This is a genomic window from Acidovorax sp. SUPP950 (assembly GCF_030158935.1).
Classification (GTDB): domain Bacteria; phylum Pseudomonadota; class Gammaproteobacteria; order Burkholderiales; family Burkholderiaceae_C; genus Paracidovorax.
This window is the reverse complement of record NZ_BQXE01000002.1, coordinates 34,835-61,232: the sequence shown is the minus strand read 5'-3', so window position 1 is coordinate 61,232 and position 26,398 is coordinate 34,835. Positions and strand designations below refer to the sequence as shown.

Here is a 26,398-nt window from a genome sequence, read left to right as displayed (position 1 = left end):
AGCGCTCCCGGCGTTACCACTACCGCGCCAGCACCGGCCCCAGGGCCTTGCCCGTGTGCGTGCCCAGCCGCACCACCTCTTCCGGCGCGGCGGCTGCGACGATGCGCCCCCCCTCCCGGCCGCCTTCCGGCCCCAGGTCGAGGATCCAGTCGGCCTCGGCGATCACGTCCAGATCGTGCTCGATGACCACCACGCTGTGCCCGCCGTCCACCAGCCGGTGCAGCACCTGGATGAGCTTGTGCACGTCGGCCATGTGCAGGCCCACCGTGGGCTCGTCCAGCACGTAGAGCGTGTGCGGCGCCTTCTGGCCGCGGCGGCCGACCTCGTCGCGCACCTTGGTCAGCTCGGTCACCAGCTTGATGCGCTGCGCCTCGCCGCCCGACAGCGTGGGGCTGGGCTGGCCCAGCGTGAGGTAGCCCAGGCCCACGTCCTTGAGCAGCTGCAGCGGGTGCGCGATGCCGGGCATGCTGGCGAAGAACTCCACCGCCTCGTCCACTTCCATCTGCAGCACGTCGCCGATGCTCTTGCCGCGCCAGGTGACGGCCAGCGTCTCGGGGTTGAAGCGCGCGCCGTGGCAGGTCTCGCAGGGCACCTTCACGTCGGGCAGGAAGCTCATGGCGATGGTGCGGATGCCCTGGCCTTCGCAGCTGGGGCAGCGCCCTTCGCCGGTGTTGAAGCTGAACCGGCCGGCCGCATAGCCGCGCGCCTTGGCCTCCAGCGTTTCGGCGAACAGCTTGCGGATGGTGTCCCAGAAGCCGATGTACGTGGCGGGGCAGCTGCGCGGCGTCTTGCCGATGGGGGTCTGGTCCACCTCCAGCACGCGGTCCACCGTCTCGAAGCCCGACAGGCCGCTGCAGCCCACGAGGGGCGGCGCCTTGCCGGCGTCCATCGCATCGCGCCCGGCCTTGGTGGAGCGCTGCTGCACCCAGGCCTGCACGTTGGCCAGCAGCACGTCGCGCGCCAGGGTCGATTTGCCCGAGCCGCTCACGCCGGTCACGGCCACCAGGCGGTTCAGCGGCACGCTGGCCGTCACGCGCTGCAGGTTGTGCAGGTGCGCGCCGCGCACGGTCAGCCAGTGCTCCGGCTCGGCAGTTTCGGCCTCTTTTTGGCCGGATGCCCTGGTACTTTCTGCCTTGTTAGCTATCAAAATAGTAGCATCCGAGCGGGCAATGTGCACGGGCGGCACCACCGGGCGACGGGCTTTGAGCGGGTGCCGCATGGCATGCAGCAGGTAGCGGCCGGTCTGCGAATCCTCGGCGGCCTGCACGTCGGCCACGCTGCCCTGCGCCACCAGGCGCCCGCCGCGCTTGCCGGCGCTCGGGCCGATGTCGATGATGTGGTCGGCGCGGCGGATGGTGTCCTCGTCGTGCTCCACCACCACCAGCGTGTTGCCCTTGTCGCCCAGCTTGTGCAGTGCGTTCAGCAGGATCTGGTTGTCTCGCGCGTGCAGCCCGATGGTGGGCTCGTCCAGCACGTAGCACACGCCCTGCAGGTTGCTGCCCAGCTGCGCCGCCAGGCGGATGCGCTGCGCCTCGCCGCCCGAGAGCGTGGGCGCGCCCCGGTCCAGCGTGAGGTAGCCCAGGCCCACCTCTTCCAGGAATTCGAGCCGGCTCTGGATCTCGGGGATCAGGTCGCGCGCGATGTCGGCCTCGCGCTGGCTCAAGGCCGCGCCCTGCTGCAGCGCCTCGATCCACTGCCGGATGTCGGTGACCGACAGCGCGGCGATGTCGGCGATGCCCACGCCCGCACGGCCGGCGGCGGCGTTCTCGCCGAAGCGCACGGCGCGGGCCGTGGCGTTCAGCCGCGTGCCCTGGCAGGTGGGGCAGGCCACGTCGGCCACGTCCTCGGCTTCGGGCTCGGCGAAGGTCTGCTCGCGGCCCTTTTCCTTGTCGTCCTGCACCGAGTCGTCGAACACCTTGCGCTGCTCGCGGGTGAGCTTGACGCCCGTGCCCACGCAGTCCGGGCACCAGCCGTGCTTGCTGTTGTAGGAGAACAGGCGCGGGTCCAGCTCGGCATAGCTGGTGGCGCACACGGGGCAGGCGCGCTTGGTGGAGAACGCCTGCAGCGCCCCGATGTGCGCGGTGGCGGTGCCGGCCACCATGGCGTCCTTCAGGCCATCGAGCTGGCTCAGCACGTGGACCACGCCCTTGCCCAGTTCCAGCGCGCGCGCCAGCGACGAGCGCAGCAACCCCTCGTTCTCGGGCGACACGTCCAGGCTGGCCACGGGCAGCTCGATGGTGTGCTCCTTGAAGCGGTCGATGCGCGGAAAGCCCGTGGTGGGCAGGAAGTGCCCGTCCACGCGCAGGTGGGTATAGCCTCGCGGGCGCGCCCAGTCGGCCAGCTCGGTATAGACGCCCTTGCGGTTCATCACCAGCGGCGCCAGCAGGCCGATGTGCTGGCCCTTGAAGTGGCGCAGCAGCTGCGCGGCGATGCTGTCGGGCGTCTGCGGCTGCACGGCGGCGCCGTCGTGCACGCAGTGCTGCACGCCCAGCTTGACGTACAGCAGGCGCAGGAAATGCCACACCTCGGTGGTGGTGCCCACCGTGCTCTTGCGCCCGCCGCGCGACAGGCGCTGCTCGATCGCCACCGTGGGCGGAATGCCGTACACCGCATCCACCTCGGGCCGGCCCGCCGGCTGCACGATGGAGCGCGCATAGGCGTTCAGCGATTCGAGGTAGCGGCGCTGCCCTTCGTTGAACAAAATGTCGAACGCCAGCGTCGACTTGCCCGAGCCCGACACGCCGGTGATCACGTTGAACTGGCCGCGTGGAATGTCCACGCTCAGGTTCTTGAGGTTGTGCTCCTTGGCGTTGACGATTTCGATGGCGTTTTTGGCCGCCGGCGCATGTTCCGCTAGGGCACGCTGCTTCTCTTTTCGTAGCACCGCAGCCTTCTCGTGCACCGAGTGGCCGCCCGCGCCCAGGGCCTGCTCGTACTCGCGCAGCGCGGCGCCCGTGTGCGAGGTGGGGTGCTGGCGCACGTCCTCGGGCGTGCCCTCGGCCACCAGCAGGCCGCCGCCGTCGCCGCCCTCGGGGCCGAGGTCGATGAGCCAGTCGCTGGCTCGGATCACGTCCAGGTTGTGCTCGATCACCACCAGCGAATGCCCGGCGTCCAGCAGCTTGCGCAGCGCCCGCATGAGCTTGGCGATGTCGTCGAAATGCAGGCCCGTGGTGGGCTCGTCGAACAGGAACAGCGTGCCCTTGCGCGCCAGCGGCTGGCGCGATTTGCTTTCCACGCGTGCCGCTTCCGCGAGGAAACCGGCCAGCTTCAGGCGCTGGGCCTCGCCGCCCGACAGCGTGGGCACGGGCTGGCCCAGCTTCACGTATTCCAGCCCCACGTCCACGATGGGCTGCAGGGCGCGGATCACGTCGCGGTCGGCAGCGAACAGGGCGGCCGCCTCGCTCACCGTGAGGTCGAGCACGTCGGCCACGTTGAAGGAGCGGCCACCGCGCTCGATGGTCACCTCCAGGATCTCCGGTCGGTAGCGCTTGCCGTCGCAGTCGGGGCAGCGCAGGTACACGTCCGACAGGAACTGCATCTCCACGTGCTCGAACCCCGAGCCGCCGCAGGTCGGGCAGCGCCCGTCGCCCGAATTGAAGCTGAACTTGGCCGCGGTGTAGCTGCGCTGGCGCGACAGCGGCGCCACGGCGAACAGCTCGCGGATCGCGTCCCACGCGCCCACGTAGCTCACCGGGTTGGAGCGCGCGGTCTTGCCGATGGGCGACTGGTCCACGAACACGACCTCGCCCAGGTGGTCCGCGCCCAGCAGGCGGTCGTGCGCGCCGGGCGTCTCCGTCGCCTTGCCGAAGTGGCGCAGCAGCGCGGGGGCCAGCACGTCCTGGATCAGGCTCGACTTGCCCGAGCCGCTCACGCCGGTCACGGTGACCAGGCGCTGCAGCGGGAACTCTACCGACACGTTCTGCAGGTTGTGCTCGCGCGCACCTTCCAGGATCAGGCGCGGCGTGGCCTCCGTCACGCGGCGCTGGTAGCCCATGCCGATCTGCTTGGTGCCGGCCAGGTACTGGCCGGTGAGCGTGTCGGCGCGGCGCAGCTCGCCCGTGGTGCCGTCGAACACGATGGAGCCGCCGCGCTCGCCCGGGCCGGGGCCCATGTCGATCACGCGGTCGGCCGCCAGCATGACGGCCGGGTCGTGCTCCACCACCACCAGCGTATTGCCCGCATCGCGCAGGCGCAGCATGGCCTCGGTGATGCGGTGCATGTCGCGCGGGTGCAGGCCGATGCTGGGCTCGTCCAGCACGAACAGCGTGTTCACCAGCGAGGTGCCCAGCGCCGTGGTCAGGTTGATGCGCTGCACCTCGCCGCCGCTGAGCGTGCGGCTTTGCCGGTCCAGCGTGAGGTAGCCGATGCCCACGTCGCACAGGTATTTGAGGCGCGTGGTGATCTCTTCATGCAGCAGCTTGAGCGCCTGCGCGTCGCCCCCGGCCGCAGCATCGCCCTCGGGCAGTTCCATGCGGTCGAAGAAGCGCCGCAGCCGGTCGATGGGCAGCAGCATCAGGTCGTGCAGGCACAGGCCGGGCAGCGCTTCGAGCTGCGCGCGGCTCCACTGCACGCCCTGGGGCATGAAGCGGCGGGCCGGGTCGATCGCGATGTCGGCGTCCTCCTTGCTGCCCACGCGCCACAGCAGGCTCTCGGTCTTCAAGCGCGCGCCACCGCAGGTGGGGCACGGCGTATAGCTGCGGTACTTGGACAGCAGCACGCGGATGTGCATCTTGTAGGCCTTGCTCTCCAGGTACTCGAAGAAGCGCTTGATGCCGTACCACTGCTTGTTCCACTGCCCGTCCTTGTAGCCGGGCGCGCCGCCGATGACCCACTGCTTCTGGTCCTCGGTGAGCTTGTACCAGGGCGTGTCGCGCGGGATGCCGGCGGTTTCGGCGTGCCGCATGAGGTCGTCCTGCGCCTCCTTCCACGCCGGCGTCTGGATGGTCTTGATCGCGCCCGCGCGCAGCGTGAGCTTCTCGTTGGGGATCACGAGCCCATAGTCCACGCCGATCACGCGGCCGAAGCCGCGGCAGGTGTCGCACGCGCCCACGGCGGAGTTGAACGAGAACATCGACGGAATCGGCTCGCTGTAGCGCAGGTCGCTGTCCGGGCAGTGCAGGCCGGTGGAAAACCGCCACAGTTCCGGCTCGCCGTCGTCCACCAGCCGGTACACGTTCAGCCGCCCGGTGCCGCGCTTGATCGCCACCTCGATGGCCTCCACCACCCGCGCCTTCTCGGCATTGCCCAGGCGGAACCGGTCGGCCACCACATCGAGCAGCTTGCGGGGCCCGGTGGGCGTCGCGACCTCGCGCTCGGCCTGGACCTTGGTGAAGCCGCTGGCGGACAGCCACTGCTCGACCTGCTCGGGCGAGGTGTTGGCGGGCAGCTCGACGGGGAAGGTCAGCACCACGCGCGGGTCGCCGGCCTCGGCGCAGCGGCGCTGCAGCTCGGCGTAGATGGTCTCGGGCGAATCGTGGCGCACCGGCTGCGCGGTCTGCCGGTCGAACAGCTGGCCGGCGCGGGCGAAGAGCAGCTTCAGGTGGTCGTTCAGCTCGGTCATCGTGCCGACCGTGGAGCGGCTGGAGCGCACCGGGTTGGTCTGGTCGATGGCGATGGCGGGCGGCACGCCCTCCACCTTGTCCACGGCGGGCTTGTCCATGCGGTCGAGGAACTGGCGCGCGTAGGCGCTGAAGGTTTCCACGTAGCGGCGCTGGCCCTCGGCGTAGAGGGTGTCGAACACCAGGCTGGATTTGCCCGAACCGCTGGGGCCCGTCACCACCGTCAACTCACCCGTGCGGATGTCCAGATCGAGGTTTTTGAGGTTGTGCTGGCGTGCACCGTGGATGCGGATCAATCCCTGGGTCATCGGGGGTCTTTCGGGTAGGGGAGGCGGAGCATTCTAGGGACGGCTTCCGCGCGCGGAAGGTAGGGCGATTTCCCATATCGGGGCGAGGCCGCCGTTGGCAACCGCCCGCGGCATGGAAAAGGCCTTCGACCCAGGGTGTTACCTATTGTCACGAATCGCCAACTTCGGCAAGGTGGCGCCCAGGCAGAGGGCTTTCCTCGGCAACCCCTCACGGATTGGAGACACACCATGGCATTCATGCGCAACACCGGCGCCGCACTGGTCCTGGCCGCCTTGCTGTCGGCGGCCCAGGCACAGATTCTCATCGGCCAGACCGCCGGATTCTCGGGGGCAGTGGCCTCGGGCGTGCAGGAGACGACCGAGGGCGCCAAGCTGTATTTGGACGCCGTCAACGGCCGGGGCGGGGTCCACGGGCAGAAGGTGGAGCTGGTCTCGCTGGACGACAAGTTCGATCCGCAACTGTCCGTCGCCAATGCCCGCAAGCTGATCGAAGAGCAGAACGTCTCCGCCCTCTTCCTCACGCGCGGCACGCCCCACACCGAGGCCATCATTCCGCTGCTGGACAAGCACGGCGTGGCCCTGGTCGGCCCCTCCACCGGCGCCATGGTGCTGCACAAGCCGGTGCGCAAGAACGTCTTCAACGTGCGCGCCACCTACCAGCGCGAAGCCGAAAAGGCGATCTCCCACCTGGTGTCCATGGGCATCACCCGGATCGCCGTGGTGCAGGCGGACGACAGCTTCGGGGCCGACGGCATGGTCGGCGCGCAAAAGGGGCTGGAAGCCGCCAAGCTCAAAGCCGTGCTGCAGGAAAAGTTCGACCGCTCCAAGCCGGACTTTGCGCCCATTGCGCCCAAGATCGTGCAGTCGCAGGCCCAGGCCGTGCTGATGATCGCCTCGGGCACCGCCGTGGCCGAAGGCTATGCGGCATTTCGCGCCGCCGGATCGGGCGCGCAGATGGTCACGCTGTCCAACAACGCCTCCGCCGGCTTTGCCAAAAGCCTGGGCGCCAACGCCCGCGGTGTGATCGTCACCCAGGTGTTCCCCAACGAACGGGCCATGAACTTCCCCCTGGTGCGCGAGGCGCAGGACCTTGCCAAGGCCCAGGGCAAGGAAATCAGCCCCGCCATGCTGGAAGGCTATGCCGCCGCGAAGGTTCTGGTGGAAGGCCTGCGCCGCGCCGGCCCCAAGCCCTCCCGCGACCGCATCCAGGCGGCCCTGGAAGGGCTGCAGAAGTTCGACCTGGGCGGGCTGGAGGTCAGCTACAGCCCCGAGGACCACACCGGCCTGGACTTCGCCGACCTGTCTATCATCGGAACCGACGGAAAATTCCGCCGCTGAAGGCCCGGGCAGCATGCCCGGGCGGCCGCAGTGGCCCGGCCCATCCGGGGGATATGAGGAAAGCCGCGGCCATCGCCTCGGCACGATCCTCGTACCTTTGGGTTACGTTCTTTCCTGAGAAGCGCTATCGCCGGACATGCCGGGGCCGGAGCGAGTCCGGCACGCCCCTCCATCCTTTGACCAGAGAGCTATGAGAACCCTCCAGAAAATCAGCGCGGGCGTGGCCTTGACGGCGCTGCTGTCGGCCGCGCAGGCGCAGATCCTCATCGGACAGACTGCCGGTTTTTCCGGCACGGTGGCCGCAGGGGTGCAGGAAACCACCGACGGCGCCAAGCTGTACCTGGACGCCATCAATGCGCGGGGTGGCATCCACGGGCAGAAAATCCAGCTCATCTCGCTGGACGATAAGCTCGACCCCCAACTGGCCGCAGCCAATGCCCGCAAGCTGATCGAAGAGCAGAACGTCTCCGCTCTCTTTCTCACGCGCGGCACGCCGCCCACCGAGGCCGTCATCCCGCTGCTGGACAAATACGGCGTGGCGCTGGTCGGCCCCTCCACCGGTGCCATGGTGCTGCACCGGCCCGTGCGCCGGAACGTCTTCAACGTGCGGGCGCCCTACCAGCGCGAAGCCGAGAAGGCCATCGCGCACCTGGCATCCACCGGCATCACCAAGATCGCCGTGGTCCATGCGGACGACAGCTTCGGCGCGGACGGCCTGGTCGGCGCGCAAAAGGGGCTGGACACCGCCAAGCTCAAAGCCGTGCTGCTGGAGAAAGTCGACCGCACCAAGCCCGATTTCGGAGCCCTCGTGCCCAAGATCGCGCAGTCGCAGGCCCAGGCCGTGCTGATGATCGCCTCCAGCACCGCCGTGGCCGAAGGCTACGCGGCCCTGCGCGCCGCAGGATCCACGGCCCAGGTGGCCACGCTGTCCAACAATGCCTCCGCGGGTTTCGCCAAAAGCCTGGGAGCCAACGCTCGCGGTGTGATCGTCACCCAGGTGTTCCCCAATGAGCGCGCCGTGAACGTGCCGCTGGTGAGCGAAGCGCAGGGCCTCGCCAAGAGCCGGGGCAAGGAAATCAGCCCCGCCATGCTGGAAGGTTTCGCGGCCGCCAAGGTGCTGGTCGAAGGCCTGCGCCGCGCCGGCCCCAAGCCCACCCGGGAGCGGATCCACGCCGCGCTGGAAGGCTTGCAGAAAGTCGATCTGGGCGGCCTGGAGGTGAGCTACGGCCCCGACGACCACACCGGGCTGGACTTTGCCGAACTGTCCATCCTCGGCGCGGACGGGAAATTCCGCCGCTGAGGGGCTGAAAACCTCGCTTTCGCCCGCCCGACCGTCTGCGCTCGGCAAAAAAGCCCGCATCAGCGGGCTTCTTCACGTCTGCATCGGGCAGCCGCCTGTTTTCAGGAAGCGCTGCTGGCTCCCGAGGCGGGCACCGCGGGCGCCGATGCGGGGCTGCTGGCTGCGGGGGCCGCCGTTTCAGGCACATGCACGGCATCGGCCCCGTGCTTTTCACCGCTCATGTCCACTTTGTCTCCGGCTTTCATGATGACGAAGAGCGACAGCGCTGCGAACAGAACGAAGCCCACGACAATTTTCCACATACCTATCTCCTTTTTAGTGAAACGAACGGCTGAAAAAAAGCCCCACACCCCTTTCGGGATGTGAGGCTCGGATCGTCTGGAACACGGGTTGGCAGCCGGGGCCGCCGACCCGCGTCAACCATCAGAATGCGTGGCGAACGCCCACGGCCACGGAGCTGAAGTCAGCGCCGGCGATGCCCGTCATGTAAGCGGCATTGCGGCTGTTGTTCACCTTCGTGTAGTAGCCGTACACCTTGGTGCGCTTGCTCAGGTTGTAGTTGTAGCCCAGCGTGTATTGCGTAGCGGCGCTGTCAGCCACGTTCTTGTACTTGCCGGCACGGCCCACGTTCACGTGGAATTCCGAAGCGCCCATCAGGTAGGCACCCGACAGACGGAACGTGTTGCGCTTGCCGCCATTCAGGACGTATGCGTCTTCGTCACGTTGGTAGTAACCGCCGAACATGAACGAACCCATCGTGTACAGGCCGCGCAGTGCGAACTGGTTCACGTCGCCTTGCTTGCTGTAGCCAGCGCCCAGGGCCAGAGCGCCCAGGTTGTAGTTGGCAGCCAGGTCATAGGCGTTCTTCACGCCGACAGCTTGCTCGTGCAGCGCCACGGCGCCTTCGACGGTCAGGCCGCCGAAATCGGGCGTGCGGTAGGAAATCTTGTTGGCATCGGGCATCACGTAGGCGTAGAACGCATCGGACGACGAACCGGTGTCGTGGTTGTGCAGGCTGACGTAGTCGGCCGTAGCGTAGTAGGACTCAGCCGTGAAGCGGCCCAGGCGCAGGGCGCCGAAACCACCCGACAGGTTCACTTCGCTTTGACGGGCGAAGAAGCCACGTGCATCGGAAGAACCGGTGTCGGAAGCGAAGCCGCTTTCCAGTTGGAAGCCAGCCTTCAGGCCACCGCCGAGGTCTTCCACGCCCTTGAAGCCGAAACGCGAAGCGTTGTTGAACAGACCGGTGGTCTTGGTGTCGCCCACTTCTTGGCGTTCCACCGTGGTGTTCACACGGCCATACAGCGTGACGCTGCTTTGGGCGAAGGCAGCGGTGCTACCCAGGAGAGCCAGCACAGCCAGTGCCAAACGATTCGTCTTTTGCATGTGATTTCCTTGAATGCTTTTATCCGTCAGATGGTGTGGTAGGCACTGCAGAGCGGGTGGCCGCCGGGCGTTGGTGCAACTACTTACGAAATTCTAGGGGGTGGCGCCTCAATACCACCCCCAAAAGTCATTTTCATAACAGCCTTGATGCATCGCCACCACACTTTGGCGTTTTTTGCCAACACATGCAGCCCTTTTCCATGCTGCGGGCCCCGGATTCCCGGGCGCCCGCGCGGTTCCATCAGTCGTTGGCGTAGATGTCCACGTCCTTGGTTTCGCGGATGAACAGCGTGCCGATCACCGCCGTGGCGCCCGCGATGATGATGGGGTACCACAGGCCGTTGTACATGTTGCCGGTCTGCGCCACGATGGCGAACGAGGTGGTGGGCAGCAGGCCACCGAACCAGCCATTGCCGATGTGGTAGGGCAGGCTCATCGACGTGTAGCGGATGCGGGTGGGGAACATTTCCACCAGCATGGCGGCGATGGGGCCGTACACCATGGTCACCAGCAGCACGAGGTAGGTCAGCAGGGCGACCATCATCCCCTTGTTCATCTTGGCGGGGTCGGCCTTCGTGGGGTAGCCATCGGCCTTGAGCGTGTCGGCCACCGTTTTCTTGAACTCCGCATCCTTGGCCTTGACCTGGTCGGCGGGCAGGCCCTTGGCGCTGTAGCTCGCGATGGTGGTGGCACCGATCTTGATCACGGCAGGCGTGCCGGCTGGCGCGACTTCATTGTCATAACTCACCGAACCGGCGGCCAGCACCTGTTTGGCGATGTCGCACGAACTCGTGAACTTGGACGTGCCCGTGGGGTTGAACTGGAACGAGCACTCGGCAGGATCGGCAACGATCACCACCTTGTTCTTGGCCTGCGCGGCGGCGAGGTCGGGATTGGCCGCTTCGGTCAGGGCCTTGAACACCGGGAAGTACGTCAGCACGGCGAGCACGCAGCCCAGCATGATGATGGGCTTTCGGCCGATCTTGTCCGACAGCGAACCGAACACGATGAAAAACGGTGTGCCGATCAGCAGCGCGGCGGCGATCATCAGGTTGGCCGTAACGGCGTCCACCTTCAGCTGCTGCGTAAGGAAGAACAGCGCATAGAACTGCCCCGTGTACCAGACCACGGCCTGGCCGGCGGTCAGGCCGATCAGCGCGAGGATCACGATCTTGAGATTCTTCCACTCGCCGAACGACTCCGACAAAGGCGCCTTGGAGGTCTTGCCTTCGGCCTTCATCTTCTGGAAGGCGGGCGATTCCGACAGCGACAACCGGATCCACACCGAAATGCCCAGCAGCAGGATGGACACCAGGAACGGAATGCGCCAGCCCCAATCACCGAACTGCTGCTCGCCCATCACGGTGCGGGTGCCCAGAATGACCAGCAGCGACAGGAACAGGCCCAGCGTGGCGGTGGTCTGGATCCACGAGGTGTAGGCGCCGCGCTTGCCCTGGGGCGCGTGCTCGGCCACATAGGTGGCGGCCCCGCCGTACTCTCCGCCGAGGGCCAGGCCCTGTAGCATGCGCAGCGCGATCAGGATCACCGGCGCGGCCACGCCGATGCTGGCGTAGGTCGGCAGGATGCCCACGATGAACGTGGACAGGCCCATGATCAGGATGGTGACGAGAAAGGTGTACTTGCGCCCGATCATGTCGCCCAGGCGGCCGAACACCAGTGCGCCGAAAGGCCGCACGATGAACCCGGCCGCGAAGGCCAGCAGCGCGAAGATGAAGGCCGAGCCCGCATCCAGGCCGCTGAAGAACTGCTTGGCGATGATGGCCGCAAGCGAGCCGTACAGGTAGAAGTCATACCACTCGAACACGGTGCCCAGCGACGAGGCGAAGATGACTTTTCTCTCTTCCGGCGACATGGGCCGGGATGCAACATTGGTAGCCATGGTGCTTGTCTCCATTGGTGGTCGGATGGATGCGGAAATGCACGGTGCGATGGGGTTTCCGGGCACTCGTCGCAGCCTGGGTCGCAATATCGGACGTGCATCTGACCAAACACTGACAAGCGCCGTTGGCTTGCCAGCACCCTGGACTGACTGCCAACTGACAAACTCCGGGCCAACCCTGTATTCGCATTTCTCGATGCGGTAAATCGGGGGTAAAACAGCGGTGCAGCCCATCTAACGGGCCACGGAGGCCACCACGACGCACCGCCGCGCCGCGGGAAAACCCTGCCGAGGACTAACCCTGAAAGGACGGGAACTCCAGGGAAATCAGCCGCGTCAGCGCAATAGCGTGAGTCCGCTTGGCGCTTGCCGCCGGGTCCGGCGGGATCAGGCGGCGGCTGGCGGCAAGCTGGAGGGCAGCGCCTCGGCACGGCCCCACGCGGGGCCTTCGAACCAGGGATCGCCGCTCAGGCAGGCCCGCAGCATGGGCAGGCTGTCCAGCCCCCAGAACAGGCGGCCTTCCACGTCGAACGCCGGCACGCCGAACACACCACGCTGCGCCGCCGCGTCGGTGTTGGCGCGCAGCAGGGCCTTGGCGGTGGCGCCTGCGGGATCCGGGCGCACCTGCTGCGTGAGTGCCTCGGCCAGCGCCTGCAGCCGCGCGGGGTCGTTGGCATCGTGCCCGCCCAGCCACACGTGGCGCAGCACCGTGCCGGCCACGAAACGGTTGATGGCGCCGTCCTCGCTGCAGGCCAGCGACTGGCGCAGCAGCGGCAATGGGTTGAACGGGTGCTGGGCCGGCATGGCCAGGCCCGTGCCGAGCGAATGGCCCAGCCATTCGGCATGGCGGTAGGTCCACAGCCGCTTGGCCGGAATGCCCGCCGGGCCGGGGTTGCCGTGGCGCTGCAGCAGCGCGCCCAGCAGCACGGGCCGGTACTCGACGCTGTAGCTCAGTCCTTCCAGGGCCTTCGGCAACTGCTCGAACGCCAGCCAGGCATAGGGCGAGACGAAGTCCAGGTAGAAGGTGATGTGCTTCACGGCAGGTCCGGGAAAGGGGATGGCGGGGGAAACTCGAAACCCGCGCGCTGCGCGAGGCGGGCCCAGATCGCGCGGCGTTCAGCATCATCCGCGCCCGACCATGCGCGGATCTCGTCCAGCGTGCGAAAGCAGCCGTCGCAGGAGGCGCCATCGGCGGACAGGCGGCACACCGAGATGCACGGCGAGGGCACGCCGTCCGTGCTGGCCTCGTCGAAATAGCCTCCCGCGCTCAACAGCATTGCGCGGTTAGCTATTGATTCAATATCACTCATGATTCGGTCGGCACTTGCACCACATCGACCACCGGCGCGCTGGTGAGCTTTTCCAGATCCTGCGGGCGCAGCGCGAACACGCTGTGCGGGTGGCCGGCCGCGGCCCAGATCTCCTCGAAGCGGAACAGCTCGCGGTCGATCAGCGTGACCGGCGGCGTGGCGTGGCCCACGGGGGACACCCCGCCGATCGAGAAGCCCGTGCGCGCCTTGACGAACTCGGCATCGGCCCGGCCGATCTTGCCGACGTGGGCCTCGACCTTCTTCTCATCCACGCGCCGGTCTCCCGAGGTGACGACCAGCACGGCCGCATCGTCGCTCTTGCGCCGGAAGATGATGCTCTTAGCCACCTGGCCGACCAGGATGCCCAGGCCGTCGGCCGCCTGTTGGGCGGTGCGCGCCGCGTCGTCGAGCATGCGCGGCATGTGCGGATGGCCCAGCGATTGCAGCGTGGCGGCGACGCGCTGGACGCCTTCGGGAAGGGGAATGAGTTCGGCTGCGCACATGGGTGTCTCAAGGCCGGAAGGCCGGTGGTCCAAAGCCGTGAATCTTAGCGATGGCCGCCGGGACGCGCAGCCCCTCGGGGGACCTTCAAGCCGCCGCGCGCTCCTGGTGTACCCCGGGCCCCTGCTCCGCCAGATCCCAGAACAGGCCGGCCATGATCTGCAGCGATTCGCGCGTGACGTCCGCCAGGATGTGCTCGTTGGGCGCGTGCTGCGAGCACGCCGGATACGAGTGCGGCACCCACAGCGTGGGCAGGCCCAGGGTCTCGGAGAACACATCGTTGGGCAGCGAGCCGCCCAGGTTGGGGAGCAGCGCCGGGCGCCGGCCGGTGGAGCGCTCGATGGAGGCCAGGCCCCAGCGCACCCAGGCGTCGTCCGGGTCCAGCCGGGTGGCGGCCATGTGCACGTCGGTGCCTCGCACTTCCACGTCGGTGAAGCCGCGGGCCCGCAGGTGCTCACGGATGTGGTCCAGGAACGCCGTGGGTTCGGAGCCCACCACGTAGCGCATGTGGCAGTGCGCGCGCGCCTCGGCGGGAATGGCATGCACCGGCATGGCCGGGTTGCCGGTGATGAAGGCCAGCACCTCCAGGCTGTTCCAGCCGATCACGCGCTCGGACGGGGTCAGGCCGGGCTCGCCCCAGTCCGGGTCGATCTCGGGGTCGTCCGGGCCACCGCCCACATCGATATCGCGCAGCGCCTCGCGCACGCTGGCGGGCAGCTCGGTGGGGCGCAGGCCCGGCACCTGGATGCGGCCGCGCTCGTCCACCAGGCTGGCGATGGCATGCGCCAGCCGGATGCCCGGGTTGCGCAGCAGGCCGCCCCAGTTGCCCGAGTGGTGGCCACCGTCGCGCAGCTTCACGTGCAGGTCGAAATTGAAGACGCCGCGCGACCCCAGGAACAGGGTGGCGCGCGAGGCGGACACCCGGGGCCCGTCGGAGGCGATGAACAGGTCGGCCGCGAGCGCATCGCGCTCGTTCGCGCACACCGCGTTCAGGCCTGGCGAGCCGTCCTCCTCGCCCATCTCCAGGATGATCTTGACGTTGTAGCCCAGGCGGCCGCCTCGCACCGCCAGCACTTGCTCCAGCGCGGTGAGGTTGATGGTGTGCTGGCCCTTGTTGTCGGCCGTGCCGCGGCCATACCAGCGGTTGCCCTCCACCACGATGTCCCACGGTTTGAGGCCCGCGCGCCATTGCGCGTCGTAGCCGCGCACCACATCGCCGTGGCCGTAGGTCAGCAGCGTGAAGGCCGCGCCCTCTTCGGCGCGCTCGGCCAGCAGGAAGGGGCTCTTGCCCGGCACCGGGTTGTCCACCACACGGCAGGCAAAGCCCAGCGCCTGCAGCTGCGGCACCATTTCCTCGGTCAGGTAGGCGTGCAGGATGGGGCCGCTGGCGGCGTCCTGGCTTTCGGTGCGGAAGGCGACCCGGCGCGCCAGCGTCTGCTGAAAGCGCCCGTCATCGAAGCAGGCCAGCGTCTGGGCAATGGCTTGGTCACGGCTCATGGAAAAGGTCCTCGGGTGGGGTGGGTGGAGTGAATGGAAGGTGCGTATAGCCGCTCAGGCCACGGCCGCACGCTCGATGTCGGGAATGCCCAGGCCCGGCTCGGGCGTGAGCGCGGAGGCCAGCAGCCGGCGGGTGTAGGCGTGTTCGGGCCGGGCGAAGATCTGCTCGCGCGTGCCCAGTTCCACGATGGCGCCGCGGTACATCACGGCCACGCGGTCCACCAGGTGCTCGACCACGCCCAGGTCGTGGCTGATGAACAGGTAGGTCAGGCCGAACTCGGCCTTGAGGTCGAGCAGCAGGTTCAGGATCTGCGCCTGCACCGACACGTCGAGCGCCGAGGTCGGTTCGTCGCAGATCAGGATGTCGGGCCGCAGCACCAGCGCCCGCGCGATGGCCACGCGCTGGCGCTGCCCGCCCGACAGCTGGTTGGGGTACTGCGCATGGGTGCGCTCGGGCATGCCGACCAGATCGAGCATCTCGCGCACGCGCCGGCGCTGCTCCACGGCCGTGCCCACCTGGTGCAGGCGCAGCGGCACGCCGACGATGTCGGCCACGGTGCGGCGCGGGTTGAGCGACGAGTACGGGTCCTGGAAGATGGGCTGGATGCGCCGCGCCAGCGCGCGGCGCTGACGCGGATCGATCTCCTTGCCATCGACCAGCACGCTGCCCGAGCTGGGCGGCAGCAGGCCCAGCAGCATCTTGGCGAGCGTGCTCTTGCCACAGCCGGATTCGCCGACCAGGCCCAGCGTTTCGCCCTTGCGAACGCGCAGCGAGACGTCGTTCACCGCGTGGATCTCGCCGGGCGCGCGGAACAGTCCGCGCTTCAGGCGGAAGCTGCGGTGCAGCGCGCACAGCTCCAGCGCGATGTCGCTGCCGGGTGCCGGGGGTAGGGGCTTGGGGGTCATGCGGCCTCCGCCAGGGGATGGGCCTGCACGCAGCGGACCGCGTGGTGGGCATCCACCGCCACATAGGGCGGCGTATGCGCGCAGGCCGGTTGCGCGTGCGCGCAGCGGTTGGAAAAAGCGCAGCCCTGCACGGTGCCGACCAGGCTGGGCACCACGCCGGGAATGGCCTGCAGCCGGCTGCCCGGCAGCGTCTTGCCGCGCACGGGAATGCAGTTGAGCAGGCCCTGCGTGTAGGGGTGCGTGGGCCGCGCGAACAACTCGCCCACCGGCGCGGTCTCGATCACCTCGCCCGCATACATCACCGCCACGCGGTCGGCGATGCGCGCCACCACGCCCAGATCGTGGGTGATGAAGACCACGGCCGTGCCGAACTCCTGCTGCAGCTCGCGCAGCAGCCGCAGGATCTGCGCCTGGATGGTCACGTCCAGCGCGGTCGTGGGCTCGTCGGCAATGATGAGGTCGGGCTCGCACATCAGCGCCATGGCGATCATCACGCGCTGGCGCAGGCCGCCCGAGAGCTGGTGCGGGTACTGGCGCAGGCGCTCGGGCGCCTGCGGCACGCCCGCCCGCTCCAGCAGGTACACGGCCCGCTCGCGCGCCTGGGCCATGCTCACCTTGCGGTGCGCGCGCAGCGCCTCGCACAGCTGGTCGCCCAGCGTGTACGACGGGTTGAGCGAGGTCATCGGCTCCTGGAAGATCATCGCCATGCGGGCGCCGCGCAGCGCCGCCATGCGGCGCTCGGGCAGGCTCTGCAGCTCGGCACCGTCGAAACGGATGTGGTCGGCCGTGCGCACCGCCTTGCGCGGCAGCAGGCCCATGAGCGCGAGCGAGGTCATCGACTTGCCGCAGCCCGATTCGCCCACCAGGCAGAGCAGTTCGCCGCGGTTCACATGGAAGTCGATGCCGCGCACCGCGTGCAGCATGCCGCGCTCGGTGGGCAGGTCCACGCGCAGGTTCTTCACGTCCAGCAAAGGGGTGGTCATGGGTCTTTGCCTTTCAGTTCCGGCCATCGGGGGCCGTGAGATCGCGGATGCCGTCGCCCACCAGGTTGATGGCCAGCACCAGCACGGCCAGCACCACGCCGGGGATCAGGATCACCCAGGGCTGGAAGAACATGTAGGCCTTGCCCTCGGCCACCATCAGGCCCCACGACGGCGTGGGCGGCTGCACGCCCAGGCCCAGGAACGAGAGGGTCGATTCGAGCAGGATGGCGTGTGCCATCTCCAGTGTGGCGACCACGGTGAGAGCGCTCATCAGGTTGGGCAGCAGCTCGCGCACCAGGATGTACGGCGTGGATGCGCCCAGCGCCTTGGCCGCCGCGATGAACTCGGCATCGCGCAGCTGCTGCGTGGCAGAGCGGGTCACGATGGCGAAGCGGTCCCACAGCAGCAGGCCCAGCAGCACGATCACCACCTGCAGCGAGCCGCCCACGAGCGAGGCCATGGCCAGCGCCACCAGCACCACCGGCATGGCCAGGCGCGTGGTGATGATGTAGCTGATGACCGCATCCACCCGGCCGCCGAAGTAGCCGGCCAGCACGCCCAGCGTGGTACCGATGGCCCCGGCGATGAGCGCCGTGACCACACCGATCAGCAGCGACACGCGGGCGCCGTAGATGAGGCGGCTCAGGTAGTCGCGGCCGAGCTTGTCGGTGCCCAGCACGTGCTCCCAGCTGCCCTTGGCATGCCAGACGGGCGGAATGAGGCGCTGGGTCACATCCTGCGCATAGGGGTCGTGCGGGCTGATCCAGGGGGCGAGCAGCGCGGCCACCAGGGCCAGCACGAGCACGATGGCGCCGAGCACCAGGCCGCGCTGGCCCAGCACGCGGCGCAGCCAGCGGCGCCAGGCCGGTGGCGACGGCAGGGCCAGGGTGGCCGCCGCGCCGGGGGAGGAAAGGGTGGTGGAAGCGTTCATGGCAGTCTCCGGTGCGGTGGCGTCAGCGGGTGCGCATGCGCGGGTCGAGCGCGGCGTTGAGCACGTCGGCCAGGAAGGTGAGCGCGATGTAGAACACCGCGATGATCAGCACCACGGCCTGCACCACGGGGTAGTCGTTGCGCGCGATGGAGTCCCACGCGAGCTGCCCCAGCCCCTGCATGGAGTACACCGACTCGATCACCACCGAGCCGCCGAGCATGAAGCCCAGCTCCACCGCGGCCAGCGCCACCACCGGAATGATGGCGTTGCGCAGCGCGTGCTTGAACACCACGCGCGAGCGGCTCAGGCCCTTGGCGCGCGCGGTGCGGATGTAGTCCGCGCCCAGCACGTCCAGCATGCCGGCCCGCGTGAGCCGCATCATGGCCGGCATGGCGTAGTAGCCCAGCGCCACCGCCGGCAGCACGAAATGCTGCCAGCTCGTGTTGCCCGCCACGGGCAGCCACTTCAGGCCCACGGCGAACAGCAGCACCAGCGTGAGCGCGAACCAGAAGGTCGGCATGGCCTGGCCCACCACCGCCACCATCAAGGCCAGGCGGTCGATCCACGTGTCGCGGTAGAGCGCGGCCAGCACGCCCAATGGAATGGCCACGGCCACGGCCAGCAGGAGCGCTACGCCACCGAGCTTGAGCGTGATGGGCAGGCGCTCGCCGACCAGCTCCATGACCGTGTTCTGGAAATAGAACGACCGCCCGAAATCCAGCCGCGCCGCCGCACCCAGCCAGTCAAAGAACTGCTCCACGATGGGGCGGTCCAGCCCGTACTGCACGCGGATCTTCTCCACGTCGGCAGCGCTCGATTCCGGGCCCGCGATCGCGGTGGCCAGGTCGCCCGACAGGTGCAGCAGCATGAAGCTGACGACCGCCACGGTCAGCATGACGCTCAGCGCCACCAGCAGGCGGCGAAAGATGTAGATCAGCATGGCAGGGGCCCGCGAGGGTGTGGGAGGGACACGAACGCCGGGGCCGTCACTTCCAGCTGGCCTGGAAGAAGCGCGGCAGCTCGTCGGGCTGGGCCTCGAACTTCAGGTCCGAGGTGAACGCGTAGTTGGTCGAGTACGAAAACAGCGGCGCCCACATGGCCTGGGTGGAGATGCGCTGCAGCGCCTGGGCGTACTTGGCCTTGCGCTCGGCCTTGTCCACCGTGGCGTCGGCCGTCTGCATCAGCGCGATGACCTGCGGGTCCTTGGCGGTGTCGTCGGGGCCGCCCTTGAAGAAGTTGCCCACGAAGGCCGAAGCGTCGTTGATCGAGAACGAGCCCCAGGCCTGGAACGTGAGCGGCGCACGGCCGGCGCGCAGCTCGGTGCGCAGCGCCGGGTACTGCACGAAGTGCAGCCGCGCGCGGATGCCGACCTTGCGCAGGTCGCCGATCATCGCCTCGGCGTACTCGCGCTCGCGGTAGGCCCACAGCGCGGTGTCGAAACCGTTCGGGTAGCCTGCCTCGGCCAGCAGCGCCTTGGCCTTGGCCGGGTTGTATTCGTACTGCTGCACCTTGCTGGTGTCGCAGCCGAACTGCGTGCGAAAGCACGGCGCATACACCGGCTGGCTGCCGCCGCGCACCAGGCTGTCGGCCAGCCCCTTGCGGTTGATGGCGTAGTTGAGCGCCTGGCGCACGCGGGGGTCCTTGAAGGGCGCGGCCTCGGGGGTGGTGCCGTTGTTGTTGATGGAGATGAAGCCCACGCGCATGGTCTCGCCGCTCAGCACCGAGAGGTTGGGCGCCGCCTTCAGCGAATCGGCCTGGTCGGCCGGCACGCGCCAGATCCAGTCCACCGCTCCGGTCATCAACTGGGCCATGCGGGCTTCAGGGTCGCGGATCACGGTGAACTTCACGGTGCCGATCTTGGGCTGGCCCGCAGGGCTGTCCTTGAAGTAGGCGGTGTTCTTCACCATCGTCACGCCCTGCCCCGGCACCACGCTGGTGATCTTGTAGGGGCCGCTGCCCACCGGCGCCTTGCTGAACCCTTCCAGCCCCACCTTGGTGAAATAGGCTGCGGGGTAGATGGGCGTGGGGCCGGCCAGGTATTCCAGCGCCGCGGGGAACGGCGTCTTGAGGTGGATGCGCACCTCGTAGTCGCTCACCTTGTCCACGCCCTTGATCCAGTCGGTGTTCTGGCGCGTGGCGATCTTGGCGTCGGGGCCGGTCACCACGTTGAAGGTGTAGGCCACATCGTCGGCGGTGAACTTGTCGCCGTTGTGGAAGGTGACGCCCTGGCGCAGCGTGACCAGCAGCGCGGTGGGCGACTCCCACTTCCAGGCGGTGGCGAGCTGCGGCTTGAGTTCGCCCGTCTTCGTGTCGCGGTAGAGCAGCGTGTCCCACGCCATGGCCGCGAGCACGACGCCCTCGCGCATGTTGTTGTGGTACGGGCTCACGTTCTCGACCTCGTTGTCCGACGCATAGGTCAGCGTGTCGTTGGCCTTGCCGGCGTGCGCGCCAGCCCCGAAAACCATCATGCCCAGTGCCAGACAGCCCCGGCGCACCCAGTGGGTGAATAAATGCCCCATTGCGAACTCCTTCATCGTGATGAAACAGGAAACACAGTGAACGGGAGCAAGAATGGGACCTCGGAGACGTTTCCGCCATTACCGAATATCGCGGCGAGCGATCTCAAAAAGGCAATGCTCCCGTCGCATTGCGCCTATGCTTGTGGGATTGCCGCAGTGCACCACGCCCCATCGCCCACCGCCATGAAACGCTCGCAGATCGTCGCCCGCCAATTGCAGGACACGGCCCTGCGCTACTTCCTGGAGGTGGTGCGCTGCGGCTCGATCAGCGAGGCCTCGCAGCGGCTGAACGTGGCGGGCTCGGCCATCAGCCGACACATCGCGCATCTGGAAGACATCCTGGGAGCGACGCTGTTCGACCGCCACGCGCGCGGCATGGTGCCGAGCGCGGCGGGCGAGCTGCTGGCGGTGCATGCGCAGAAGTCCGCGCACGACGCGGAGCGCGTGGTGCATGAAATGCAGGCGCTGCAGGGCATGGAGCGCGGGCGGGTGCGCCTGGCCTCGTCGGAGGGCTTCGCGCTGGAATTCCTGCCCCGGCTCATCAGCGATTTCCGGCGGCGGCACCCGGGCATCCAGTTCCACCTGGGGGTGTTTCCGCCGGCCGAAAGCACGCGGCGCGTGCTGCTGGGCGATGCGGACATCGGCATCACCATGAGCCGCAGCGCCGAAAAGGACATCCGCATCGAGCTGCTGCAGCCCTCGCCCGTGCTGGCCGTGGTGCAGCGCGGCCATCCGCTGACGCGCTTTCAGCAGGTCAGCCTGTCGCAGCTGCAGAACTACCCCGTGGCGCTGCCCGAAATGGACACCACCGTGCGGCAGCTGTTCGACATCGCGTGCAGCCGCCAGAAGGTGCAGATCGACCCCGTGCTCACCAGCAACTACATCGCCAGCCTGTTCGGGTTCGTCAAGCACGAGCCCGAGGGCGTGTCCATCTCGGGCGAGATCACCATGCGCTACCAGATCGAGCGCGAGGAGATGGCCTGCGTGCGCCTGCGCGACCGGGGGCTGGACCTGCGCAACATCGAGGTGCAGACGCTGATGGGCCGCACGCTGTCACGCGCGGCGCAATCGTTTCTCGCGCACCTCAAGGAGCAACTGCAGAGCGTGGCCGCGCCGCCCGGCGGCTGACCGCACCCAGCGCCCAGGCCCTGCGCGGCCTCAGCCCAGGCGCTTGGTCAGCAACGCCTTGGCGGCGCGCGAGTTGGACGGCCGGCCCAGGAAATCGCTGATGTACGCGCCCGCATCGATGAGCGCGTCCAGATCGATGCCCGTGTCGATGCCCATGCCGTGCAGCATGTAGACCACGTCTTCGGTCGCCACGTTGCCCGTGGCGCCCTTGGCATAGGGGCACCCGCCCAGGCCCGCCACCGACGTGTCGTACTGCCACACGCCCATCTCCAGCGAAGCCAGCGTGTTGGCCAGCGCCTGCCCGTAGGTGTCGTGGAAGTGGCCCGACACCGCGTCGACGCCGTAGTGCTGCAAGGTGGCCTCCATGGCGCGCTGCACCTTGCGCGGCGTGCCCACGCCGATGGTGTCGGCCACGCCGACGTGCTGCACGCCGATCTGCTTCATCAGGCCCGCCAGGTACGCCACGCGCTCGGGCGCCACCTCGCCCTCGTAGGGGCAGCCCACGGTACAGCTCATGGCGCCCCGCACGGCAATGCCCGCCGCGCGCGCCGCCTCGACCACCGGCGCGAAGCGCTCGATGCTCTCGGCGATGCTGCAGTTGATGTTCTTCTGGCTGAAGGCCTCGCTGGCCGAACCGAAGACGACGATCTCGTCGGGCCGCGTGGGCACGGCGGCCTCGTAGCCCTTGAGGTTGGGCGTGAGCACCGAATAGCGCACGCCGGGCTGGCGCTCGATGCCCGCCATCACCTCCACGTTGTCCGCCATCTGGGGCACCCACTTGGGCGAGACGAAGCTGGTGACCTCGATCTCCGTCAGCCCGGCCGCCTGCAGGCGGTGCACGAGACCGATCTTGACCTCGGCGGGCACGGGAGACTTTTCGTTCTGAAGGCCGTCGCGCGGGCCGACATCGACGAGTTTGACGCGGGAAGGAATGCTGCTGCTCATGGGGAAATCCTGCGGTAAGAATGCGGGGCGGTGCCCGAGGACTAGTAGCCGCGCCGGGGGTCCACGATGCCGGCCACCGGCTCGCCGCGCTGCATGGCGGCGATCTTGCGCGCGATCTGGGCGATGCTTTCTTCGCGCAGCGTGCGGGCGGAGGTGTGGGGCGTGGTCGTGATGCGGGGGTGCGTGCGCAGCGGGTGGTCGGCGGGCAACGGCTCGGTGCGGAACACGTCGAGCGTGGCCCCGGCCAGGTGGCCGGCGTCGATGAGGGCGATCAGGTCGTCTTCGACCAGGTGCGCGCCGCGCGCCACATTGACGACATAGCCGCCGGGCTGCAGGCGCGAGAGCGTGTCGCGGTTCATGATGTCCTGCGTGTCAGGCGTGAGCGGCAGCAGGTTCACCAGCACGCGGCTGGCAGCCAGGAAGCCGTCGAAACCCGCCGCGCCATGAAAGACCCGCACGCCCTCCACGGCCTTGGGCGAGCGGCTCCAGCCGTTCACCGGGAACTCGAAGTGCGCCAGCGCCTTCGCCACCCGCTCGCCCAGCACTCCCAGGCCCATGACGCCGACGGAGAAATCGCTGCGCAGGCGCGGCCGGCGGTAGGCCCAGCCCCCGGCGCGCATGTCGGCCTCATAGGCCTCGAACTCGCGGAAGTGGCGCACCACCGCGTGGCACACGTATTCGGCCATCTGCACGGCCATGCCGGCATCGTCCAGCCGCACCACCTGCGCGCCGGGCGGCAGGCGCAGGGCCAGCAGCGCATCCACGCCCGCACCGATGTTGAAGAGCGCCTGGATGCCGGCCTGCTCGTCCATGAACTGCTGGGGCGGCGCCCAGACCACGGCGAAATCGGCCGGGGGGGCGCCCGGTTGCCAGACGGTGATGTGCGCCCCGGGCAGCGCGGCCTGCAGGCCCTGCAGCCAGGGCTCGGCCTTGGTGTGCGTACAGCAGAAGGTGATGTTCATGGCGCAAGAGCGTATCGCGGCTGCGGATGGCGCGCTGTCACGCGGGCGAGAGCTTGAGCAGCTCGGCGCCTTCGGTCACCTGGTCGCCGGGCGCATAGAGCAGCTCCTGCACCGTGCCATCCACGGGCGCGGCGATGGTGTGCTCCATCTTCATGGCCTCCATCACGGCCAGGGCCTGGCCCTTGGTCACGGCATCGCCCGCCTTCACGGCGAACGACACCACCTTGCCGGGCATGGGCGCGGTCAGGCGTCCGCCTTCGGACTGCGCCTCGCCCGCATGGGCCAGCAGGTCGATGGCGACGATCTGCGTGGCGCCGCGCGGCGTGAAGACGTGGTCGGTCTCGCCCAGGGAATGCACCACGGCGCGCGTGCGCTGGCCGGCGAAGTGCAGGTCCAGGCCCTCGCCATCGGCGGTGAAGGCCAGCGGCCCGGCCACGGCCGCATCGCCCTCGCCCACCGCCAGTTCCATCGCGCCGCCCGCGGCGTAGGTGAGCCAGGCGTTGGCAGGCTGGCCGCCGAACTCGAACGCGAACCGGCGGCGCGTCACGCCGTGCGATTGCCAGCCGTCGCGGCGGCTGAACGGGTCGGCCCCCTCGGTGGCGCGCTCGCGCTGCAGCGTCCGCGCCACCGCCGCCGCCGCGGCCAGCGGCAGGCCCACCGGCTCCTGGTGGAACAGCACGGCCTGCTCGCGCGGGATCAGCGCCGTGTCCAGATCGGCCTGCACGAACGAGTCGGTGCGGGCCACGCGGCGCAGGAACTGCACGTTGGTGGACAGGCCCACGATGCGGGTCTGCGCCAGCGCCTCGTCGAGCCGGGCCAGGGCCTGCTCACGCGTGTCGCCGTGCACGATGAGCTTGGCGATCATCGAGTCGTAGAAGGGGCTGATGGCATCGCCCTCGCGCACGCCGTCATCGATGCGCACACCGCCGCTACCCAGGGGCGCGCGCTCGAAGCTGGTGGCCGCGGGCTTGCGGTACACCTGCAGCGTGCCGGTGGCGGGCAGGAACTGGTTGTCGGGGTTCTCGGCGCAGATGCGCGCCTCGATGGCATGGCCGCCGATGCGCAACTGGTCCTGCGCCAGCGGCAACGGCTCGCCGCAGGCCACGCGCAATTGCCACTCCACCAGGTCCTGGCCGGTGATGGCCTCGGTCACCGGGTGCTCCACTTGCAGGCGGGTGTTCATCTCCATGAAGAAGAAGTCCATGGACCCATCGGCCCGCTGCTCCACGATGAATTCCACCGTGCCCGCACCCACGTAGTTCACCGCGCGCGCAGCGGCCACCGCGGCGTTGCCCATCTCGGCGCGCATGGCCGGGGTCATGCCGGGGGCCGGGGCCTCTTCCAGCACCTTCTGGTGGCGCCGCTGCACCGAACAGTCGCGCTCGAACAGGTACACGCAGTTGCCCAGGGTGTCGCCGAACACCTGGATTTCGATGTGGCGCGGGCGCTGCACGTATTTCTCGATGAGCACCGCGTCGTCGCCGAAGCTGTTGATGGCCTCGCGCTGGCACGACGCCAGGGCGGCGGCGAAGTCTTCCGACCGGTCCACCGCGCGCATGCCCTTGCCGCCGCCGCCCGCGCTGGCCTTGATGAGCACGGGGTAGCCGATGCGGTCGGCCTCGCGCTGCAGCAGCGCGGGGTCCTGGTCGGCCCCGTGGTAGCCCGGCACCAGGGGCACGCCGGCCTTTTCCATGAGCTGCTTGGACTCGGCCTTCAGGCCCATGGCCTGGATGGCGGACGGGGGCGGGCCGATGAACACCAGCCCGGCATCCGCACAGGCCTGGGCGAATTCCTCGTTCTCCGACAGGAAGCCGTAGCCGGGGTGCACCGCCTGCGCGCCCGTGGCCCGGGCCGCGTCGATGATGCGCTGCCACTGCAGGTAGCTTTCCTTGGGCGAGCTGCCGCCGATGTGCACCGCCTCGTCGCATGCGGCGACGTGCTTGGCACCAGCGTCGGCATCGGAATACACGGCCACGGTCTTCACGCCCAGGCGACGTGCGGTCGCGGCCACACGGCAGGCGATTTCACCGCGGTTGGCAATCAGGATCTTCTTAAACATAGGCCACCTCCGCGGTGAAACCGCCTGCGCACGCTGCGCGTGCCACGCCATTGGCCGAAACGGCTGCGATGCGGCCGTTTTCACCGCGGTTGGCAATCAGGATTTTGGAGAACATTCAAACCACCTTCGCAGGACCGGAAAAAAGGGACGACACGCGCCGCAGCACGGCACGCAGAAATTTGAAAAGCACGATCAGCAGCAGCGCCGACAGCACCAGCATCACCACCAACGCGATGCCGAACAGCACCGGGTGCTGCGTGGCCATCCACACGACGGCCACCACCAGGCCGTCCTCGAAGAACGACAGCAGCCAGTTGGAGAACGGCTCGGGCGAGGTGTTGGCCGCGGCGCGCGTGGTCATCTTGGTGGCCAGGGCCGTGGCCGAGAGCGAGCCGCCCAGCAGCCCCGCGACGAGGCCCATGGTGGCGTTGTCGGCGCCGAACACGCCCGCGGCCAGCAGCGCGCCGCCGGGAATGCGGATGACGGTGTGCACCGCATCCCAGGCGCTGTCCAGCCAGGGCACCTTGTCGGCGAAGAACTCCACGCACAGCAGCAGCCCGCTCACGGTGAGGACGGCCGGGTGCTGCAGCGCGTGCAGCCCGGCAGGCAGTGGCAGCCAGCCACCCGCGCCCATGAGCCCCACGATGAAGACCACCGCATAGAGCCGGAACCCGCTGGCCCAGCCCAGCGCGGCGGCCAGCGCCAGCAGGCCCGGCAGGTCCATCGCCGAAGTGGCCTGGGCCGCGCCGGCCGCCACGTCGCGGGCGGTGCCGGGGTCCACGTGCAGCCCTGCGGCGTGAAGCCACTGAACGATGTGCAGCCAGAGCGCTTCCATCTCAGCACACCCGCAGATGATGGACCACCCGC

Annotated in this window: 21 protein-coding genes; 3 read left to right on the top strand and 18 right to left on the bottom strand. The window is 68.5% G+C overall.

Features of this window, described 5'->3' with window-relative positions:
• Positions 1–19: 19 nt before the first annotated feature.
• Positions 20–5,866, bottom strand: coding sequence for an excinuclease ABC subunit UvrA (gene uvrA, locus AVME950_RS09535; RefSeq protein WP_284429639.1), 5,847 nt, complete (start codon positions 5,864–5,866; stop codon positions 20–22).
• 237 nt (positions 5,867–6,103) lie between these two features.
• Here uvrA and AVME950_RS09530 point away from each other — a divergent pair, with 237 nt between their 5' ends.
• On the top strand, positions 6,104–7,204 hold the full coding sequence (locus tag AVME950_RS09530) for an ABC transporter substrate-binding protein (protein WP_272569813.1): 1,101 nt from the start codon (positions 6,104–6,106) through the stop codon (positions 7,202–7,204).
• A gap of 190 nt (positions 7,205–7,394) precedes the next feature.
• Positions 7,395–8,504 (top strand): ABC transporter substrate-binding protein, encoded by a 1,110-nt coding sequence (locus tag AVME950_RS09525; protein WP_284429638.1) that lies wholly within the window; start codon positions 7,395–7,397, stop codon positions 8,502–8,504.
• A gap of 101 nt (positions 8,505–8,605) precedes the next feature.
• On the opposite strand, the gene AVME950_RS09520 is transcribed toward AVME950_RS09525, so the two are convergent.
• The 12 genes from AVME950_RS09520 to AVME950_RS09465 form a co-directional block, all read right to left on the bottom strand.
• The gene (locus AVME950_RS09520) at positions 8,606–8,806 is read right to left on the bottom strand and encodes a hypothetical protein (protein ID WP_284404718.1); all 201 of its coding nucleotides are present in this window, start codon (positions 8,804–8,806) and stop codon (positions 8,606–8,608) included.
• 121 nt (positions 8,807–8,927) lie between these two features.
• Positions 8,928–9,890 carry a porin gene (locus AVME950_RS09515; protein ID WP_272565303.1) on the bottom strand — a complete coding sequence of 321 codons (963 nt, stop codon included), beginning with the start codon at positions 9,888–9,890 and terminating at the stop codon, positions 8,928–8,930.
• A 241-nt stretch (positions 9,891–10,131) separates the two neighbouring features.
• The gene (locus AVME950_RS09510; RefSeq protein WP_284404716.1) at positions 10,132–11,790 is read right to left on the bottom strand and encodes an MFS transporter; all 1,659 of its coding nucleotides are present in this window, start codon (positions 11,788–11,790) and stop codon (positions 10,132–10,134) included.
• A gap of 387 nt (positions 11,791–12,177) precedes the next feature.
• On the bottom strand, positions 12,178–12,828 hold the full coding sequence (locus AVME950_RS09505; protein ID WP_284429637.1) for a 2-hydroxychromene-2-carboxylate isomerase: 651 nt from the start codon (positions 12,826–12,828) through the stop codon (positions 12,178–12,180).
• Positions 12,825–13,100: a DUF1289 domain-containing protein gene (locus AVME950_RS09500; protein WP_284429636.1), complete on the bottom strand. Its 276-nt coding sequence runs from the start codon at positions 13,098–13,100 to the stop codon at positions 12,825–12,827. The genes AVME950_RS09505 and AVME950_RS09500 overlap by 4 nt, the downstream gene beginning before the upstream one ends.
• Entirely contained in the window at positions 13,097–13,603 is a 507-nt protein-coding gene (locus tag AVME950_RS09495) for a YbaK/EbsC family protein (protein ID WP_284429635.1), read from the bottom strand. The genes AVME950_RS09500 and AVME950_RS09495 overlap by 4 nt, the downstream gene beginning before the upstream one ends.
• 85 nt (positions 13,604–13,688) lie before the next feature.
• Positions 13,689–15,098, bottom strand: a complete 1,410-nt coding sequence (locus AVME950_RS09490; protein WP_284429634.1) for a M20 family metallopeptidase — start codon at positions 15,096–15,098, stop codon at positions 13,689–13,691.
• A gap of 54 nt (positions 15,099–15,152) precedes the next feature.
• Entirely contained in the window at positions 15,153–16,004 is an 852-nt protein-coding gene (locus AVME950_RS09485) for an ATP-binding cassette domain-containing protein (protein WP_284404706.1), read from the bottom strand.
• Complete coding sequence (locus tag AVME950_RS09480; protein ID WP_284429633.1) at positions 16,001–16,987, bottom strand: ABC transporter ATP-binding protein; 987 nt, start codon at positions 16,985–16,987, stop codon at positions 16,001–16,003. Before AVME950_RS09480 ends, AVME950_RS09485 begins: the two co-directional genes overlap by 4 nt.
• 13 nt (positions 16,988–17,000) lie before the next feature.
• A complete protein-coding gene (locus AVME950_RS09475; RefSeq protein ID WP_272565313.1) occupies positions 17,001–17,918 on the bottom strand; it encodes an ABC transporter permease in 918 nt (305 codons plus the stop codon).
• A 22-nt stretch (positions 17,919–17,940) separates the two neighbouring features.
• Entirely contained in the window at positions 17,941–18,858 is a 918-nt protein-coding gene (locus tag AVME950_RS09470; RefSeq protein WP_272550879.1) for an ABC transporter permease, read from the bottom strand.
• Positions 18,859–18,904: 46 nt separating this feature from the next.
• A complete protein-coding gene (locus tag AVME950_RS09465) occupies positions 18,905–20,386 on the bottom strand; it encodes an ABC transporter substrate-binding protein (RefSeq protein ID WP_272569814.1) in 1,482 nt (493 codons plus the stop codon).
• A 234-nt stretch (positions 20,387–20,620) separates the two neighbouring features.
• On the opposite strand from AVME950_RS09465, the gene AVME950_RS09460 reads away from it, so the two are divergent.
• On the top strand, positions 20,621–21,565 hold the full coding sequence (locus AVME950_RS09460; RefSeq protein WP_349817231.1) for a LysR family transcriptional regulator: 945 nt from the start codon (positions 20,621–20,623) through the stop codon (positions 21,563–21,565).
• Positions 21,566–21,595: 30 nt separating this feature from the next.
• On the opposite strand, the gene AVME950_RS09455 is transcribed toward AVME950_RS09460, so the two are convergent.
• Genes AVME950_RS09455 through AVME950_RS09435 form a run of 5 tightly spaced genes read right to left on the bottom strand, consistent with a single transcriptional unit; the run spans position 21,596 to position 26,366 of the window.
• Positions 21,596–22,510 carry a hydroxymethylglutaryl-CoA lyase gene (locus AVME950_RS09455; RefSeq protein WP_284404702.1) on the bottom strand — a complete coding sequence of 305 codons (915 nt, stop codon included), beginning with the start codon at positions 22,508–22,510 and terminating at the stop codon, positions 21,596–21,598.
• Positions 22,511–22,551: 41 nt separating this feature from the next.
• Entirely contained in the window at positions 22,552–23,472 is a 921-nt protein-coding gene (locus AVME950_RS09450) for a 2-hydroxyacid dehydrogenase (RefSeq protein ID WP_284429632.1), read from the bottom strand.
• A 37-nt stretch (positions 23,473–23,509) separates the two neighbouring features.
• Positions 23,510–25,531, bottom strand: a complete 2,022-nt coding sequence (locus AVME950_RS09445; protein WP_284429631.1) for an acetyl/propionyl/methylcrotonyl-CoA carboxylase subunit alpha — start codon at positions 25,529–25,531, stop codon at positions 23,510–23,512.
• Entirely contained in the window at positions 25,524–25,646 is a 123-nt protein-coding gene (locus AVME950_RS09440; RefSeq protein ID WP_284429630.1) for a hypothetical protein, read from the bottom strand. Before AVME950_RS09440 ends, AVME950_RS09445 begins: the two co-directional genes overlap by 8 nt.
• Positions 25,647–26,366, bottom strand: coding sequence for a DUF4126 domain-containing protein (locus tag AVME950_RS09435; RefSeq protein ID WP_284429629.1), 720 nt, complete (start codon positions 26,364–26,366; stop codon positions 25,647–25,649).
• Positions 26,367–26,398: the final 32 nt, after the last annotated feature.